Below are 12,983 nucleotides of genomic sequence, written 5' to 3'. Positions count from 1 at the left end.
TTTATTCCTCTTCGGTAGAAACCGTTTCGTCCTCGGCAGAAAAATCCTTTATTCCATGGTCGTGAAGTAAATTATACCATTGGATTATTTTTTTAATGTCACTGGCATAAACCCGATCCTCATCATAATCTGGAAGTACTTCGAAGAAATATTCCTCTAGTTTTATTTTCTCCTCTTTATGTCCGACAGAAGTTTTTCCGCCACTTTCCTTGGTACTGATCTTTTCAAAAACCTCCCGTAACGGAATTTCTTTGTCCAAAGTATAAATAGCTATTTCGGAAAGTATGCTTACATTATTTCTAAAACCCACCGTAATTTTTTTTCCGTCCAATAAAGATTCGGCCACAAAACCGGAACGGGTTTGTGTTTTTAGATGAAAAAGTCCAGGTCTGCCCCCAATCGATAAAATTTTATCCAAACTCATATACTGCTATAAATTTCTTGGCAAATATTGCATTTTTACTTTAATTGACACACTAGTTTAACGTCCTTTTTTCATATCGGGGAAGCGCATACGATAATCTACGTTAATCTTACCTTTTGATATATTGGTTAACCTTCCCTTTAACAAACGTTTTTTTAACGAAGAGAGCTTATCGGTGAACAGAATACCTTCAATATGATCGTATTCGTGCTGAATAACCCTTGCCAGAAGGCCATTGTAGGTCTCCGTAAGGGGTTTAAAATTCTCATCCAAATAGCTTATGGTAATGGTGTCTTTTCGTTGCACGTCTTCCCTTATGTCGGGAATGCTTAGGCAGCCTTCATTAAAAGGCCATTCTTTACCAGTCTCTTCTACCATTTGGGCATTGATAAACGTCTTTTTAAAACCGCTCAACGCTTTCTGTTCCTCGGGAGAAAGATCCTCATCATCCGCAAAAGGTGTGGTATCTACCAAAAAAAGTCGTATTGGAAGTCCAATTTGTGGGGCCGCTAGTCCAACACCGTTGGCATTATACATGGTTTCCCACATATTTGCCAATAACTCTTTAAGGTTAGGATAATCTTTGTCCAGTTCCTTTCCTACCTTTCTTAAAACGGGATCCCCGTATGCAACAATTGGTAATATCATTCTTCTACTTTCTATTTAAATACGCTTGTAATATAAGGGTGGCACTTATTTCATCTACCAGCGCCTTGTTTTTTCTTTGTTTTTTCTTTAGACCACTGTCCAACATACTCTGAAACGCCATTTTGGAAGTAAACCTTTCGTCTTGTCTTGCTATGGGTATTTCAGGAAATGCCATGGATAGTTTTTCCAAAAAAGGTTTTATCAAAACCTCGGATTCGGATGGTGTATAATTCATTTGTTTAGGCTCCCCAACTACAAACTGAATTACCTGCTCTGTGGCGACATAAGATTTTAAAAAACTCAATAAATCCTTGGTTTGAATTGTGGTAAGTCCGGAGGCAATCAACTGCAACTCATCCGTTACGGCAATTCCCGTCCTAACTTTTCCATAATCTAAGGCCACTATTCTTCCCAACTTTAAATTTTTGGCAAAAATATAGTATAAATTGTTATAAGTGTAAAATTGAAACGTTTATTAGGGCTATCCGCTTATCTTTGCGAAAAATTTAAAGGTATAATGACAGAATTACGTGAACTTATAGAAAAAGCTTGGGACAATAGGGAACTGCTAAAAGAAAGCGCAACGCAGCAGGCTATCCGAAAAGTAATCGACCTTATTGATGAAGGACAGCTTCGCTGTGCCGAACCAACAGCCAATGGATGGCTCATCAATGAGTGGGTTAAAAAGGGTGTTGTTCTTTATTTCCCTATACAAAAAATGGAAACTTTGGAAGCTGGCATCTTTGAATATCACGATAAAATACCGTTAAAAAAGGGATATAAGGAAAAAGGCATTAGGGTAGTTCCCCATGCTGTGGCCCGCCATGGCGCCTACATCTCACCAGGCACCATTTTGATGCCGAGTTATGTAAATATAGGAGCCTATGTGGATGAAGGTACTATGGTAGATACTTGGGCTACCGTAGGAAGTTGTGCGCAAATAGGAAAAAACGTTCACCTTAGCGGTGGTGTAGGTATTGGTGGTGTATTGGAACCCCTCCAAGCCGCACCTGTAATTATAGAGGACAATGCCTTTATTGGCTCTAGATGTATTGTTGTTGAAGGTGTCCGTGTCGAAAAAGAAGCCGTATTGGGTGCCAATGTGGTGCTTACGGCCTCAACCAAAATTATTGACGTTACCGGGGATACGCCCATAGAGCGAAAAGGTTTGGTTCCTGCAAGATCGGTGGTAATTCCTGGGAGTTATACAAAAGAGTTTCCTGCCGGTAATTATCAGGTTCCCTGTGCTTTGATCATTGGTGTGCGCAAAGAGAGTACCAATAAGAAAACATCCTTAAATGACGCTCTTAGAGAGTATAATGTAGCTGTATAAAATCTGCTTTTTTCCTTTATAAGAACATATTGTCAGTCATTGCTCCCAACCTTAAGACCATGGAAGGGTGTAATTAATTATGGAATTTATCCATTTGTTAAAAAAAACATAAATAAAAACGGTCTCCCTTAAACAATTCTCAACTAGGGAAACAAACATTTTATAAAGCAATAATTCTTCAAAAATGTAAGAATTTTAATCAGAATTATAATTTTTTCCCATTTTTTTTGTTATACTTTTGTGGAAGATATTTTATACACCTACTTATAAAATCATATAATGAACTACCCAGATAAAAAAATATCGGCTTTGGTAATTACTTTCAATGAAATGGGATACATTGAAAAGTGTATTCAATCCATAGAATTTGCCGATGAGATTATTGTGGTCGATTCTTACAGTACAGATGGTACTTACGAGTATCTTTTAGACCATCCCAAGGTACAAGTAATTCAACATCCCTTTGAGAACTTCACCTTACAAAAGTCCTTCGCATTGCAACAGGCTACCAATGATTGGGTGCTTTTCACAGATGCGGATGAAGTAGTTCCGGAAAGTTTAAAAAACGAAATATTGGAGACCACGGCGGACAGCAACTCTTCCGCAGCCTATTGGTTCTATAGAAAGTTTATGTTTGCTGGCGTACCGCTGCGATTTAGTGGATGGCAAACCGATAAAAACTATAGGTTATTCAGAAAAAGCAAAGCCCACTTTACCGATAAGAAAATCGTTCATGAAACACTGATAGTTGATGGCGAGTGTGGAATTTTGAAAGAAAAACTGATTCACTATTGTTATAAAAACTATGAGGACTACAAAGGTAAAATGCTTCGGTACGGCAGACTAAAGGCCAAAGAAGACTTTTATAGAGAGAAACGATTTAACTATTTTTACTTTATCCTGAAACCGGCTTGGAAATTCTTTAACCATTATATCCTTCGCTTCGGTATTTTAGATGGCAAGAAAGGTGTTACCATATGCTATCTTAATGCTCTTGGCGATTTTGAAAGATATAGGGAATTAAAACAATTGGAGAAGAAAAACGAATTGGTCTATTACTTGCTAATGCCGTAGTGGGTCCAAACAATTTGCTCTCGTTTTACCGACTTTCTTATTTTTAGATTTTTTGAAATGGACTCGGGTGTTCTATATCCCCGTTTATGATCCAAATGTACACATACTGCACTGTACCTCAATTGCTTGGATTTAATCCCAAAATTAAATAAACGCTCTCCCAATTCGCGATCTTGCCCACCATATTGCATGCGTTCGTCAAAACCGTTTACATTGAGAATATCTTTTTTCCAACCCGAAGAATTATGTCCGTTCCAACTGGCGTTGGTAGTGGTAAATGTGTTAAAAAATGTAGATATAAAACCTCTCGCCGTTAGTTTGTTATTCTTAAAAGTTTTGGGGATACCCTTATCCTTTAACCAGTTGATATTAAAACAATTTTGAGCGTCTATATCTTCCTTGGTAATCAATTTGGAGATGTTCATTGGTAACATATAATACCCTCCAGAAATAAAATAGCCGATTTCTTTGTTGATATAGTGAACCTCCACAAAATCTTCTCGCGGAATACAATCGCCATCCGTCATAATAATATAATCAGCACTACAATGGGTTATAGCCTTGTTCAATATTCTCGATTTCTGAAATCCGTCATCTTCTTGCCAAACATGAACAATCTTGTAAAACACCTCTTCTTGCATAAGATCCAAAAGCTCTTTTGTTTTGGGTCCTGAACCATCATCCGCTATCACCAGCTCAAAATCCTTGAAAGTCTGGCAATTAAATCCCCATAATACTTTTCTTAACCAATCCTCGGAATTGTAGGTACTTACTATAATGGATATTTTGGGTTTTTCCATACTATTTAAATTGTCCGAGCAAAAATATGAAACTCTTATTGTATATCTTTGATTTTACATCAATATTGCTGTAATGGCTGATGGAAATATAGCAAAAATACGTTAGTAATTGCCTTGGCATGAAAATTAAAGAAATACCCGTATCCATTTTTCAGACACTTAGATTACTATCCCTATCCGCAAGTAGGTTAAAATCAATGAACAAAAAGGAAGTTCCTGTTATTGTCTCATTAACGTCCATACCCTCTAGGCTAAAAATTGTTCCCATTGTTATTAGGAGTATTCTAGATCAAACCGTAATGCCTTCCAAAATAATCCTTTGGTTAAACCAAGACTTAAAAAATGACATTCCTTTGTCATTGAGGAAATTGGAAGGCGACATTTTTGAGATAAAGTTTTCAGCGCTCAATTGTTCGCACCGTAAACTAATACATTCGCTAGCGTTGTTCCCCGAAGCGGTTATAGTGACTTGTGATGACGATCTTATTTATAGGCCTACTTGGTTGTCTCGCCTTTACGATGAGCATACCAACATGCCAGGGTGTATCATTGCAAATCAAACACGCTATATCAGTTATGACAGCAATGGAAAGCTTTTACCCTATAAGCAGTGGGTATATAAAGAGGATACCTCTTTCAACCAAAATGCCGTGTTGCCAATTGGTGCGGGTGGAGTGTTATACCCACCAGATAGGTTGTACCACAAAACAACAGATGTAACACTTTTTTTGGACCTTACCCCAAAAGCGGACGACTTATGGTTTAAGGCCATGTCTTTCCTTAGGGGAACCCCATCTATTACGGCCAAAAATGCCCCTAAAAAACCTATTCCTATCATGGGATCGCAAAAACAGTCCTTAAAAAAGAATAATGTGGATAAGGACAAAAACCGCACGCAATGGGATGCGGTATCCCAGTATTTTGAGATACACTTTTAACAGTTTGTCTTATCTCATTTCCTATGGATTATAAACACCCAATTTAAGATGAAAGTCGAGATTCAAAAAACTACTGAAGTTCTTTCCCAAGGCGGACTTATCCTCTACCCTACGGACACTATATGGGGTATTGGTTGCGATGCCACCAATGAAACTGCCGTGTCCAAGATTTACCAGTTGAAAGAAAGGGTCAATACCAAAACCATGATCTGTTTGGTGAACAATGATTTTATGTTGGAACAGTATATTGAGGAAGTACCAGAACTGGCATATGATATCATGGACCTAAGCAGCAAACCCACAACCATTGTTTATGACAACCCCAAAGGAGTTGCCAAAAATTTAATAGCCGAGGACAACACACTAGCCATAAGAGTGGCCAAAGACAAATTTTGTCAGTACTTAATTGGCAAATTTAAAAAACCCATTGTATCCACGTCGGCCAACCTTTCGGGAAGGCCATCGCCACGTTCCTTTAAAGAAATAGATCCGGAGATTTTAAAAGGTGTGGACTATATAGTAAATTTGAATCGAGATTCTAAAAAAAGTGCTCCATCATCCATTATCAAACTTGGTAACGATGGAAGTGTAAAAGTGATCCGCGAATAAGATGATGCAAAAGAACTACCAAGAAGCGCTACAAGATCCAATATTCTCCATAATCTCATCGGCAGCAAAAAACCTCTCCCTAGATAGTTATGTCATTGGAGGTTTTGTAAGAGACCTTATGTTGGCACGTGGGGATGCCAAAGATATTGACATTGTAGCAATTGGAAGTGGAATTGCCCTGGCCAAAAAGGTAGCCAGCATGCTCCCAGGCAAACCAGAAGTTACGATTTTCAAGAACTTTGGTACGGCAATGATAAAGCATCAGGGGATGGAGCTAGAGTTTGTGGGTGCCAGAAAAGAAAGCTATCGGGATAATAGTCGTAAACCAGCTGTGGAAGATGGCACCTTGGAAGATGACCAAAAAAGAAGGGATTTCACCATCAACGCCTTGGCCCTCTCTTTAAACGAACATGATTTTGGAGACTTATTAGATCCTTTTGATGGGGTAAAAGATCTACAAAAAAAACTGATTCGCACACCCCTATCCCCAGAAATTACCTTTTCTGATGATCCCTTAAGAATGATGCGCGCCATACGGTTTGCTACCCAGTTAAATTTTGTTATATATTCCACATCCTTAGAAGCCATCGGTAAAAACAAAGATCGTATTACCATTGTTTCCAAGGAACGTATCGTAGATGAGCTACATAAAATTTTGGCAAGTGCACAACCGTCCATAGGGTTTCAACTCTTGCACCAAACGGGTCTACTAAAACATCTTCTACCAGAACTGTTGGCTTTACAAGGTATTGAGGAAGTTGAAGGGCAGCGCCACAAAGACAATTTTTGGCATACTTTGGAGGTTGTGGACAACATAGCCAAAAATACGGATAACCTTTGGCTGAGATGGGCAGCCTTGTTGCACGACATAGGAAAAGCCCCTACCAAAAGGTTTGACAAAAAAATTGGATGGACTTTCCATGCCCACGAGTTTGTAGGGTCTAAAATGGTGTACAAACTGTTCAAAAGAATGCGGATGCCGCTGAACGATAAAATGAAGTTTGTACAAAAAATGGTATTGATGAGTTCTAGACCTATTGTGCTCTCCGAGGATTTTGTTACCGATTCTGCCGTTCGAAGGCTGATATTCGATGCTGGTGAACATGTAGATGATCTAATGACCTTATGCGAAGCGGATATAACCACTAAAAATCCTAAAAAACAGAGAAAATACAAGAATAATTTTAAAGTGGTCCGGGAAAAAATAATTGAAGTAGAAGAAAGAGATCATGTCCGAAACTTTCAACCGCCAGTAAGCGGAGAAGAAATTATGAAAACCTTTGATTTGAAACCGTCTAAAGAGATAGGCCTTATTAAAGATGCCATTAAAGAAGCCATTTTGGAAGGAGTTATTCCTAACGAGTATAAAGCTGCCCAAGCCTTTATGCTATCCAAGGGAAAAGAACTTGGTCTGCAGGCTAAAAACAATGCATAGCACATTGCTGTTTTATTCTGTAAAAGAGTGGTAATTTTGTAATCGTTTTATACCACATGATGCAAATACAGTTTAGAAAAGTTGCAAAGATTTCCTTAGTATTGGTCTATCTGGTTATCATTGCTGGCGCGGTCGTTAGAATGACCGGAAGTGGAATGGGATGCCCCGATTGGCCAAAATGTTTTGGTTATTTCATACCCCCCACCGATGTTTCTGAACTACAATGGCGCCCCGGAAAATCGTATAAGCAAGGGCAAGTAATTATAAGGAATGAAGAATTATGGGTTGCCAACTCCGATTTTAACTCTTCGCCCATTTATAAAGCAGAAAACTGGGATTCCTATACCCGGCATGATTATGCCGTTTTTAATGCTTCCCACACATGGACAGAATTTATTAATCGCCTTTTTGGGGCTTTGGCAGGCCTAGCTACCCTTTTACTTGCCATAATCTCCATAAAACATTGGAAAAAAGACAAAAGTATTCCCTTGCTTTCTTGGCTTGTAGTCTTTGCCATGGGGTTTCAGGCATGGTTGGGGGCTACCGTGGTATACTCCGTATTAGAGCCTACAAAAATAACCATCCATATGGTTATGGCGTTGGCAATAGTGGCCCTACTCCTATATCTTATCCATCTCACGGATCCCAAACCCTCAAAAGCGGATTGCGATAAACCCATAACCCTACTTTTATTGGTAACAATGGGTATTACCCTAGTGCAGGTTGTCCTAGGAACACAAGTAAGGCAATTTGTGGATGATCAAATAGATATTTTAGGTGAAAACCATAGTGCCCTACTTCAAAACCCTGCCTTTTCATTTTACATACATAGGTCATTTTCTATCCTTGTGGTGCTTATAAATGGATATCTGGCCCTTAAATTGTGGAAATTAGGACTTGCCAGCAGCAAAATAAAATGGGTTATGATCCTTATTTTTGCAGAGGTAATTACGGGTATGGCCATGTACTATTTGGATTTTCCGTTTGGCAGCCAGCCACTGCACCTAGTGCTTGCTTCTGTGTTATTTGCCTTGCAGTTTTATTTGCTTTTGGAAGCATTAAAATCTAGAACTAGTCGCAAAACTTTGTAACTTTGTCCTATCAAACAATAAACTATTGATGATTTTCAAAATCAGGGTAATCTTGGATGCCGAGGACGATATTTTTAGGGATATCGAGATGGATGCGATTGCCAATTTGGAGGATTTTCATAATGCAATTAGTCAGGCATTCGGCTTTATGGGAAACGAAATGGCTTCTTTTTATACCTGTGATGAGCGATGGAATCAGGACGAAGAAATTGCTTTGTTCGATATGAGCGAAAATGGTTCCGAGGCAAGATTGATGCACCAAACATTTTTACAGGATGTACTGTCAAAAGATACCCCCAAACTTATATATGTGTACGATTTTCTGAGTATGTGGACATTCTTTGTGGAGTTAGCGGATATTGTTAAAAAAGAGGATGGCAGATCATATCCCAACGTTCTTTTCAGTTTTGGGGAATTGCCCGATGCACCGCCAGAAAAAAAGTTTGAGGCCGATCCTTCCTTTGATTTTGACAATACCCTGGACAACTATGACGATTTGGATTTTGACGAAAACTGGAACTAGGATTTACGTTCGGGATTTTCATATCTTGCGCAAAAGACAACAAACACATCTTACCCCATAATTTTAAAAGCTAAAACCGATAATGATAAACCTATATCCAGCCCAGATAGAGAGTATCTCCCTGCATAATGTGGGGAACAAGAACAAAAACGAACCCATTTTCCTATCCTCGGAACCGTTTGCCCTCAACGATGAGACTACAGGGCTCTTAAAGGAATATTTTTTTAGGCCATTCCGAGAGAAAGAAGAGAACTATTTTCGTTTTACCAATGAGGTAGATATAGCGTTTAACGAAGTAAACAAAGTAGTTACAGCCATTTTTGATGATCCGTCCAGTGCCCATGAGAATTCCAAAAAACTGGCAACATATCTCTACGAGCAATCCAACCATCCACATATAAAAAGCGGGGAAGTATACGTAGGTTATTTTACAAATGTGCTTTTAGATAATGTAAAGGTTGATGCGGTAGGGATATTCAAAAGCGAATTAAAACAAGATTTTCTACAATTCCAGGAAAAAGGAAACAATTTGGATATCTTGGTACAACAAGGCATCAATATAAATAAATTGGACAAAGGTTGTATTGTTTTCAATGTACAAAAGGAAGAAGGTTACAAAATATTGTCCGTGGACAGCAATCGTTATGATGCCAAATACTGGTTAGAAAACTTCCTTGGTTTGGATGCTTTGACAGACGAGAATTTTTACACAAAAAATTATTTAAAATTCTGCCAGAACTTTGCAAAAGATGTAGTATTACCTGCAGAGGACAAACAGCAAGAGGTACTTTTTATGAACCGGGCGGTAAACCATTTTGCCAAAAATGATGCTTTTGAAGAGTCTAACTTTTTAAACGAGGTCATAGAAAACCCAGAGCTAATTCCAGAGTTTAAGCACTATAAGGTAGAAAAGGGGCCCAAATACAGTATAGAGGACGTTTCCAATTTTGATATCGCCAATAAGGCGGTTTCCGATGCGAGAAAGAAGATTAAAAACGTAATCAATCTAGATACCAACATACAGATAAAATTAGATTTTATAAATCCAGAATCTGCTGAGAAATTTGTGGAGAAAGGCTGGGACGAGGAAAGACAGATGTATTATTATCTGGTTTATTTCAACAAAGAACAAAAGAGTTGATCCATTTGGGGAAGGTAGCATGCTCCTATTTTTGTTATTGATTGTCAAATTTTTGTTCAATAATCTGTTTCATACTTACATCTTCGTAATTTCTTTTTACAAAATCTAGGGCTAGGGTCAATACTTCTCCCATAGTTTTGCATTTTTTAAACTTTGCGTCCATGGTAAGGTCATAGATTTCCCCTTTTAACATTTGAATATTGTTTTCAATGGAAATATTGTCTTCTCTACATATATCTACCAATTCTTCAATCCTATTTTCGGAACTTATGATTCGTTTGGCCACTATAGACCGTTCCTCTACCTTATACTGATCTACCGAATATTTTTGCAACTTGCCACGTACGAGTTCCACCATTAAATAATTCTCTTTAAAAAACTGCGGTCTGTACACCTTTAGCTTGCCCTCAAAACACTGTTGATCAAAATCTATGGCCCGTATTTTGTAAACTACATGGTCAAAATCGTGGGTAGGAACTATTACATAATTGTACGAACGCATATCTCCTAATAAACGTATCATGCAACGTTCATTGAATTTTACAAATTCCTTGGCCAGCTGTGCTTTTTCAGATTCCGTGCACTTAGGCAGCATTTCCTTAATAAATACATCGCCCGGTATTCCTGCAATATGCTCTTCAATTAAAGTATCTTTATACACCAAAAAATTAAGGTTGTAAGGAGACAACATATGTTCTAGCTCCAGGCCATAAACACGGGAGGCATCGGTCTTCTTAACATAAAAATAAGTGAAATTGTCATTGAGGATGTTCCTCACCTTGATCCTAAACGGTTTGGAATTTCCAAAAGTGCAATAGTCAACGGCATCAACATTTAAGTACTGGATGATACGATTACTACCATCGGAATGAAGGATGGAATACACTTTTTTAAGGCTCAAATCTATTTCCTGTCTGTCAAAATCACTATAATAAACCCTTACCCATAAGGTATCTTCATCTTTGGAATCATAAACCACCACAGATCCGGCAAAGCGCAACAGATCATCATAAAATATGGGAATCTCTATTTTACGACTATAATGATGCAAATAGGCATCTAGTCTTGGGCTTATTGGATAAGCAGGCTTTTTCTTTGACATTAATCGCTCGGACATCGTATATTTTTTAATTAACCTGTAATTTGTAACAAATTTAGGATTTCATCGTCAAGTTACTATAAACAATTTAAAAACCGATCCCATTTTGGAAACCATACTTACCGTAGACAAACTAACAAAGAGATTTGGGTACCTCACCGCTGTTAAAGACCTATCGTTCACCATTGAAAAAGGTAATGTTTATGGTATTCTTGGTCCCAATGGCAGTGGAAAGTCCACCACCTTGGGCATTGTGCTCAATGTAGTGAACAAAACCCATGGTAGTTTTAGTTGGTTTAACGGTAGCACTTCTACCCACGAAGCATTAAAAAAAGTAGGGGCCATTATTGAAAGACCCAATTTCTATCCTTATATGACCGCCGTGCAGAATTTAAAATTGGTCTGCAAAATTAAGGAGGTACCTCCTACAAAAATACAAGAGAAATTAGAATTGGTAGGTCTTTGGGATCGAAGAAACAGTAAATTTAGGACCTATTCATTGGGTATGAAACAGCGCCTTGCCATTGCCTCCGCCCTTTTGAACGATCCACAGATCCTTATTTTGGACGAACCCACAAATGGGTTAGATCCCCAAGGTATTCATCAGATACGGGAAATCATAAAAAAGGTGGCTTCAATGGGAACCACCATTTTGTTAGCTTCGCATTTGTTGGACGAGGTAGAGAAAGTGTGTACCCATGTTGTAATTCTTCGGAAGGGCGAAAAATTGTACTCTGGCAGGGTAGATGGGATGTTGGCCAGCCATGGTTTCTTCGAATTAAGAACTGCGCATACCGAGAAATTACTAGCCTTTTTGGAAGGTAATGCCAGTTTTGGCAAGGTAACCGTTGCCAACGGGCTTATAACTGCATTCCTAAAGGAAGAATTGAACGCCATAGATTTAAACAAAATGCTGTTCGATAAAGGGGTGATTCTCTCCCATTTGGTAAAACGAAAAGAAAGCCTGGAAGAACAGTTCCTTACCCTAACCAATAATACGGCCGTTAAAAACTAAAGCCCAAAACACATGTTAAGACTACTACATATAGAGTTCATTAAACTTTGGAACAACCGTGCCAGTAAGGTGTTGATCATTTCATATTTCATATTGCTAACACTAATTTCATTGGTTGCGGCCATAAAATTTGATATAGGCCCCATAAAATTTCATCTTGCGGAACTGGGCATCTTTAATTTTCCCTATATATGGCACTTCAATGCCTATATAGCTGCTTTTTTCAAATTGTTTCTCGCAGTTGTCATTGTATCTATGATGGCAAACGAATACAGCAATAAAACTATAAAACAAAATTTAATCGACGGTCTTAGTAAATGGGAGTTTGTATACTCCAAATTCCTGACTGTACTTGCATTTTCAGCAATCTCCACACTGTTTATATTTGTTGTTTCCCTCTCTTTGGGCCTTGCCTATTCCGATTACAACGAATTGGGCATTATCTTTTCGGATTTAGAGTTTATCCTAGCCTTTTTCTTAAAACTGGTCGGTTTCTTTTCTTTTTGCCTCTTTCTAGGTATCCTCGTAAAAAGATCCGCTTTCGCGATTGGGTTTCTTATTTTATGGGCTATCGTAGAACAGTTACTTTTTGGTTTTTTGGGTTGGAAAGTCACCAGTTGGGAAAACGCCAAAGTCATAAAGAGCTTTTTTCCCTTGCAATCCATGCAACGTTTGGTAGACGAACCATTTACTAGACTGTCGGCTGTACAAAACCTTGGACAACAATTGGGTGAAGACTTAAAATTTGACTATGCCGTACACTGGTACGAAGTGCTTATCGTGCTCATATGGACGGCAATATTCATCTATTCAGCCTACGCTTTATTAAAGAAGCGAGATTTATAGTATATTG

At 38.3% G+C, this 12,983-nt stretch carries 15 protein-coding genes; 10 read left to right on the top strand and 5 right to left on the bottom strand.

The features are described from left to right. Position 1: 1 nt before the first annotated feature. The 3 genes from ACEQ81_RS13620 to ruvX are packed head-to-tail and all read right to left on the bottom strand — an operon-like array spanning position 2 to position 1,487. A complete protein-coding gene (locus tag ACEQ81_RS13620) occupies positions 2-424 on the bottom strand; it encodes a DUF5606 domain-containing protein (protein ID WP_411031453.1) in 423 nt (140 codons plus the stop codon). A gap of 57 nt (positions 425-481) precedes the next feature. Beyond that, complete coding sequence (gene def, locus ACEQ81_RS13615; RefSeq protein WP_411031452.1) at positions 482-1,072, bottom strand: peptide deformylase; 591 nt, start codon at positions 1,070-1,072, stop codon at positions 482-484. A 4-nt stretch (positions 1,073-1,076) separates the two neighbouring features. Beyond that, positions 1,077-1,487, bottom strand: a complete 411-nt coding sequence (ruvX, locus tag ACEQ81_RS13610) for a Holliday junction resolvase RuvX (RefSeq protein WP_411031451.1) — start codon at positions 1,485-1,487, stop codon at positions 1,077-1,079. Between the two features lie 102 nt (positions 1,488-1,589). Between ruvX and ACEQ81_RS13605 the strand changes: the two genes are divergently transcribed. Together ACEQ81_RS13605 and ACEQ81_RS13600 are read left to right on the top strand one after the other, a co-directional pair. Further along, on the top strand, positions 1,590-2,405 hold the full coding sequence (locus ACEQ81_RS13605; RefSeq protein WP_411031450.1) for a 2,3,4,5-tetrahydropyridine-2,6-dicarboxylate N-succinyltransferase: 816 nt from the start codon (positions 1,590-1,592) through the stop codon (positions 2,403-2,405). Between the two features lie 279 nt (positions 2,406-2,684). Then, the gene (locus ACEQ81_RS13600) at positions 2,685-3,479 is read left to right on the top strand and encodes a glycosyltransferase family 2 protein (protein ID WP_411031449.1); all 795 of its coding nucleotides are present in this window, start codon (positions 2,685-2,687) and stop codon (positions 3,477-3,479) included. Here the strand turns inward: ACEQ81_RS13600 and ACEQ81_RS13595 are convergent. Continuing rightward, positions 3,461-4,279 (bottom strand): glycosyltransferase family 2 protein, encoded by an 819-nt coding sequence (locus ACEQ81_RS13595; RefSeq protein WP_411031448.1) that lies wholly within the window; start codon positions 4,277-4,279, stop codon positions 3,461-3,463. The genes ACEQ81_RS13600 and ACEQ81_RS13595 overlap by 19 nt on opposite strands. Positions 4,280-4,398: 119 nt before the next feature. On the opposite strand from ACEQ81_RS13595, the gene ACEQ81_RS13590 reads away from it, so the two are divergent. From ACEQ81_RS13590 to ACEQ81_RS13565, 6 genes are all read left to right on the top strand, one after another. Next, the gene (locus tag ACEQ81_RS13590; RefSeq protein ID WP_411031447.1) at positions 4,399-5,217 is read left to right on the top strand and encodes a hypothetical protein; all 819 of its coding nucleotides are present in this window, start codon (positions 4,399-4,401) and stop codon (positions 5,215-5,217) included. Between the two features lie 48 nt (positions 5,218-5,265). Beyond that, positions 5,266-5,826 carry an L-threonylcarbamoyladenylate synthase gene (locus tag ACEQ81_RS13585; RefSeq protein WP_411031446.1) on the top strand — a complete coding sequence of 187 codons (561 nt, stop codon included), beginning with the start codon at positions 5,266-5,268 and terminating at the stop codon, positions 5,824-5,826. Position 5,827: 1 nt separating this feature from the next. Continuing rightward, a complete protein-coding gene (locus ACEQ81_RS13580) occupies positions 5,828-7,261 on the top strand; it encodes a CCA tRNA nucleotidyltransferase (RefSeq protein ID WP_411031445.1) in 1,434 nt (477 codons plus the stop codon). 56 nt (positions 7,262-7,317) lie between these two features. After that, complete coding sequence (locus ACEQ81_RS13575) at positions 7,318-8,352, top strand: COX15/CtaA family protein (RefSeq protein ID WP_411031444.1); 1,035 nt, start codon at positions 7,318-7,320, stop codon at positions 8,350-8,352. 28 nt (positions 8,353-8,380) lie between these two features. Beyond that, positions 8,381-8,875 (top strand): IS1096 element passenger TnpR family protein, encoded by a 495-nt coding sequence (locus ACEQ81_RS13570; protein WP_411031443.1) that lies wholly within the window; start codon positions 8,381-8,383, stop codon positions 8,873-8,875. An 82-nt stretch (positions 8,876-8,957) separates the two neighbouring features. Further along, positions 8,958-10,016, top strand: coding sequence for a nucleoid-associated protein (locus tag ACEQ81_RS13565; RefSeq protein WP_411031442.1), 1,059 nt, complete (start codon positions 8,958-8,960; stop codon positions 10,014-10,016). A 34-nt stretch (positions 10,017-10,050) separates the two neighbouring features. On the opposite strand, the gene ACEQ81_RS13560 is transcribed toward ACEQ81_RS13565, so the two are convergent. Beyond that, positions 10,051-11,133 (bottom strand): hypothetical protein, encoded by a 1,083-nt coding sequence (locus ACEQ81_RS13560; RefSeq protein WP_411031441.1) that lies wholly within the window; start codon positions 11,131-11,133, stop codon positions 10,051-10,053. 88 nt (positions 11,134-11,221) lie between these two features. Here ACEQ81_RS13560 and ACEQ81_RS13555 point away from each other — a divergent pair, with 88 nt between their 5' ends. Further along, positions 11,222-12,130: an ABC transporter ATP-binding protein gene (locus ACEQ81_RS13555; protein WP_411031440.1), complete on the top strand. Its 909-nt coding sequence runs from the start codon at positions 11,222-11,224 to the stop codon at positions 12,128-12,130. Positions 12,131-12,142: 12 nt separating this feature from the next. Continuing rightward, a complete protein-coding gene (locus ACEQ81_RS13550; protein ID WP_411031439.1) occupies positions 12,143-12,976 on the top strand; it encodes an ABC transporter permease in 834 nt (277 codons plus the stop codon). Positions 12,977-12,983: the final 7 nt, after the last annotated feature.

This window comes from Spongiimicrobium sp. 3-5 (assembly GCF_046557915.1).
GTDB lineage: Bacteria > Bacteroidota > Bacteroidia > Flavobacteriales > Flavobacteriaceae > JBHEBG01.
Note: the sequence above shows the minus strand (reverse complement) of the source record. Positions and strands in the feature narration are given on the sequence as shown.

Bases quoted from the DNA above. Each gene is read 5' to 3' on its own strand.
- ACEQ81_RS13585 (WP_411031446.1), top strand. From the start codon at position 5,266: ATGAAAGTCGAGATTCAAAAAACTACTGAAGTTCTTTCCCAAGGCGGA.
- ACEQ81_RS13560 (WP_411031441.1), bottom strand. From the start codon at position 11,133: ATGTCCGAGCGATTAATGTCAAAGAAAAAGCCTGCTTATCCAATAAGC.
- ACEQ81_RS13565 (WP_411031442.1), top strand. From the start codon at position 8,958: ATGATAAACCTATATCCAGCCCAGATAGAGAGTATCTCCCTGCATAAT.
- ACEQ81_RS13600 (WP_411031449.1), top strand. From the start codon at position 2,685: ATGAACTACCCAGATAAAAAAATATCGGCTTTGGTAATTACTTTCAAT.
- ACEQ81_RS13590 (WP_411031447.1), top strand. From the start codon at position 4,399: ATGAAAATTAAAGAAATACCCGTATCCATTTTTCAGACACTTAGATTA.
- ACEQ81_RS13620 (WP_411031453.1), bottom strand. From the start codon at position 424: ATGAGTTTGGATAAAATTTTATCGATTGGGGGCAGACCTGGACTTTTT.
- ACEQ81_RS13605 (WP_411031450.1), top strand. From the start codon at position 1,590: ATGACAGAATTACGTGAACTTATAGAAAAAGCTTGGGACAATAGGGAA.
- ACEQ81_RS13595 (WP_411031448.1), bottom strand. From the start codon at position 4,279: ATGGAAAAACCCAAAATATCCATTATAGTAAGTACCTACAATTCCGAG.
- ACEQ81_RS13570 (WP_411031443.1), top strand. From the start codon at position 8,381: ATGATTTTCAAAATCAGGGTAATCTTGGATGCCGAGGACGATATTTTT.
- ACEQ81_RS13550 (WP_411031439.1), top strand. From the start codon at position 12,143: ATGTTAAGACTACTACATATAGAGTTCATTAAACTTTGGAACAACCGT.
- def (WP_411031452.1), bottom strand. From the start codon at position 1,072: ATGATATTACCAATTGTTGCATACGGGGATCCCGTTTTAAGAAAGGTA.
- ACEQ81_RS13580 (WP_411031445.1), top strand. From the start codon at position 5,828: ATGATGCAAAAGAACTACCAAGAAGCGCTACAAGATCCAATATTCTCC.
- ACEQ81_RS13575 (WP_411031444.1), top strand. From the start codon at position 7,318: ATGATGCAAATACAGTTTAGAAAAGTTGCAAAGATTTCCTTAGTATTG.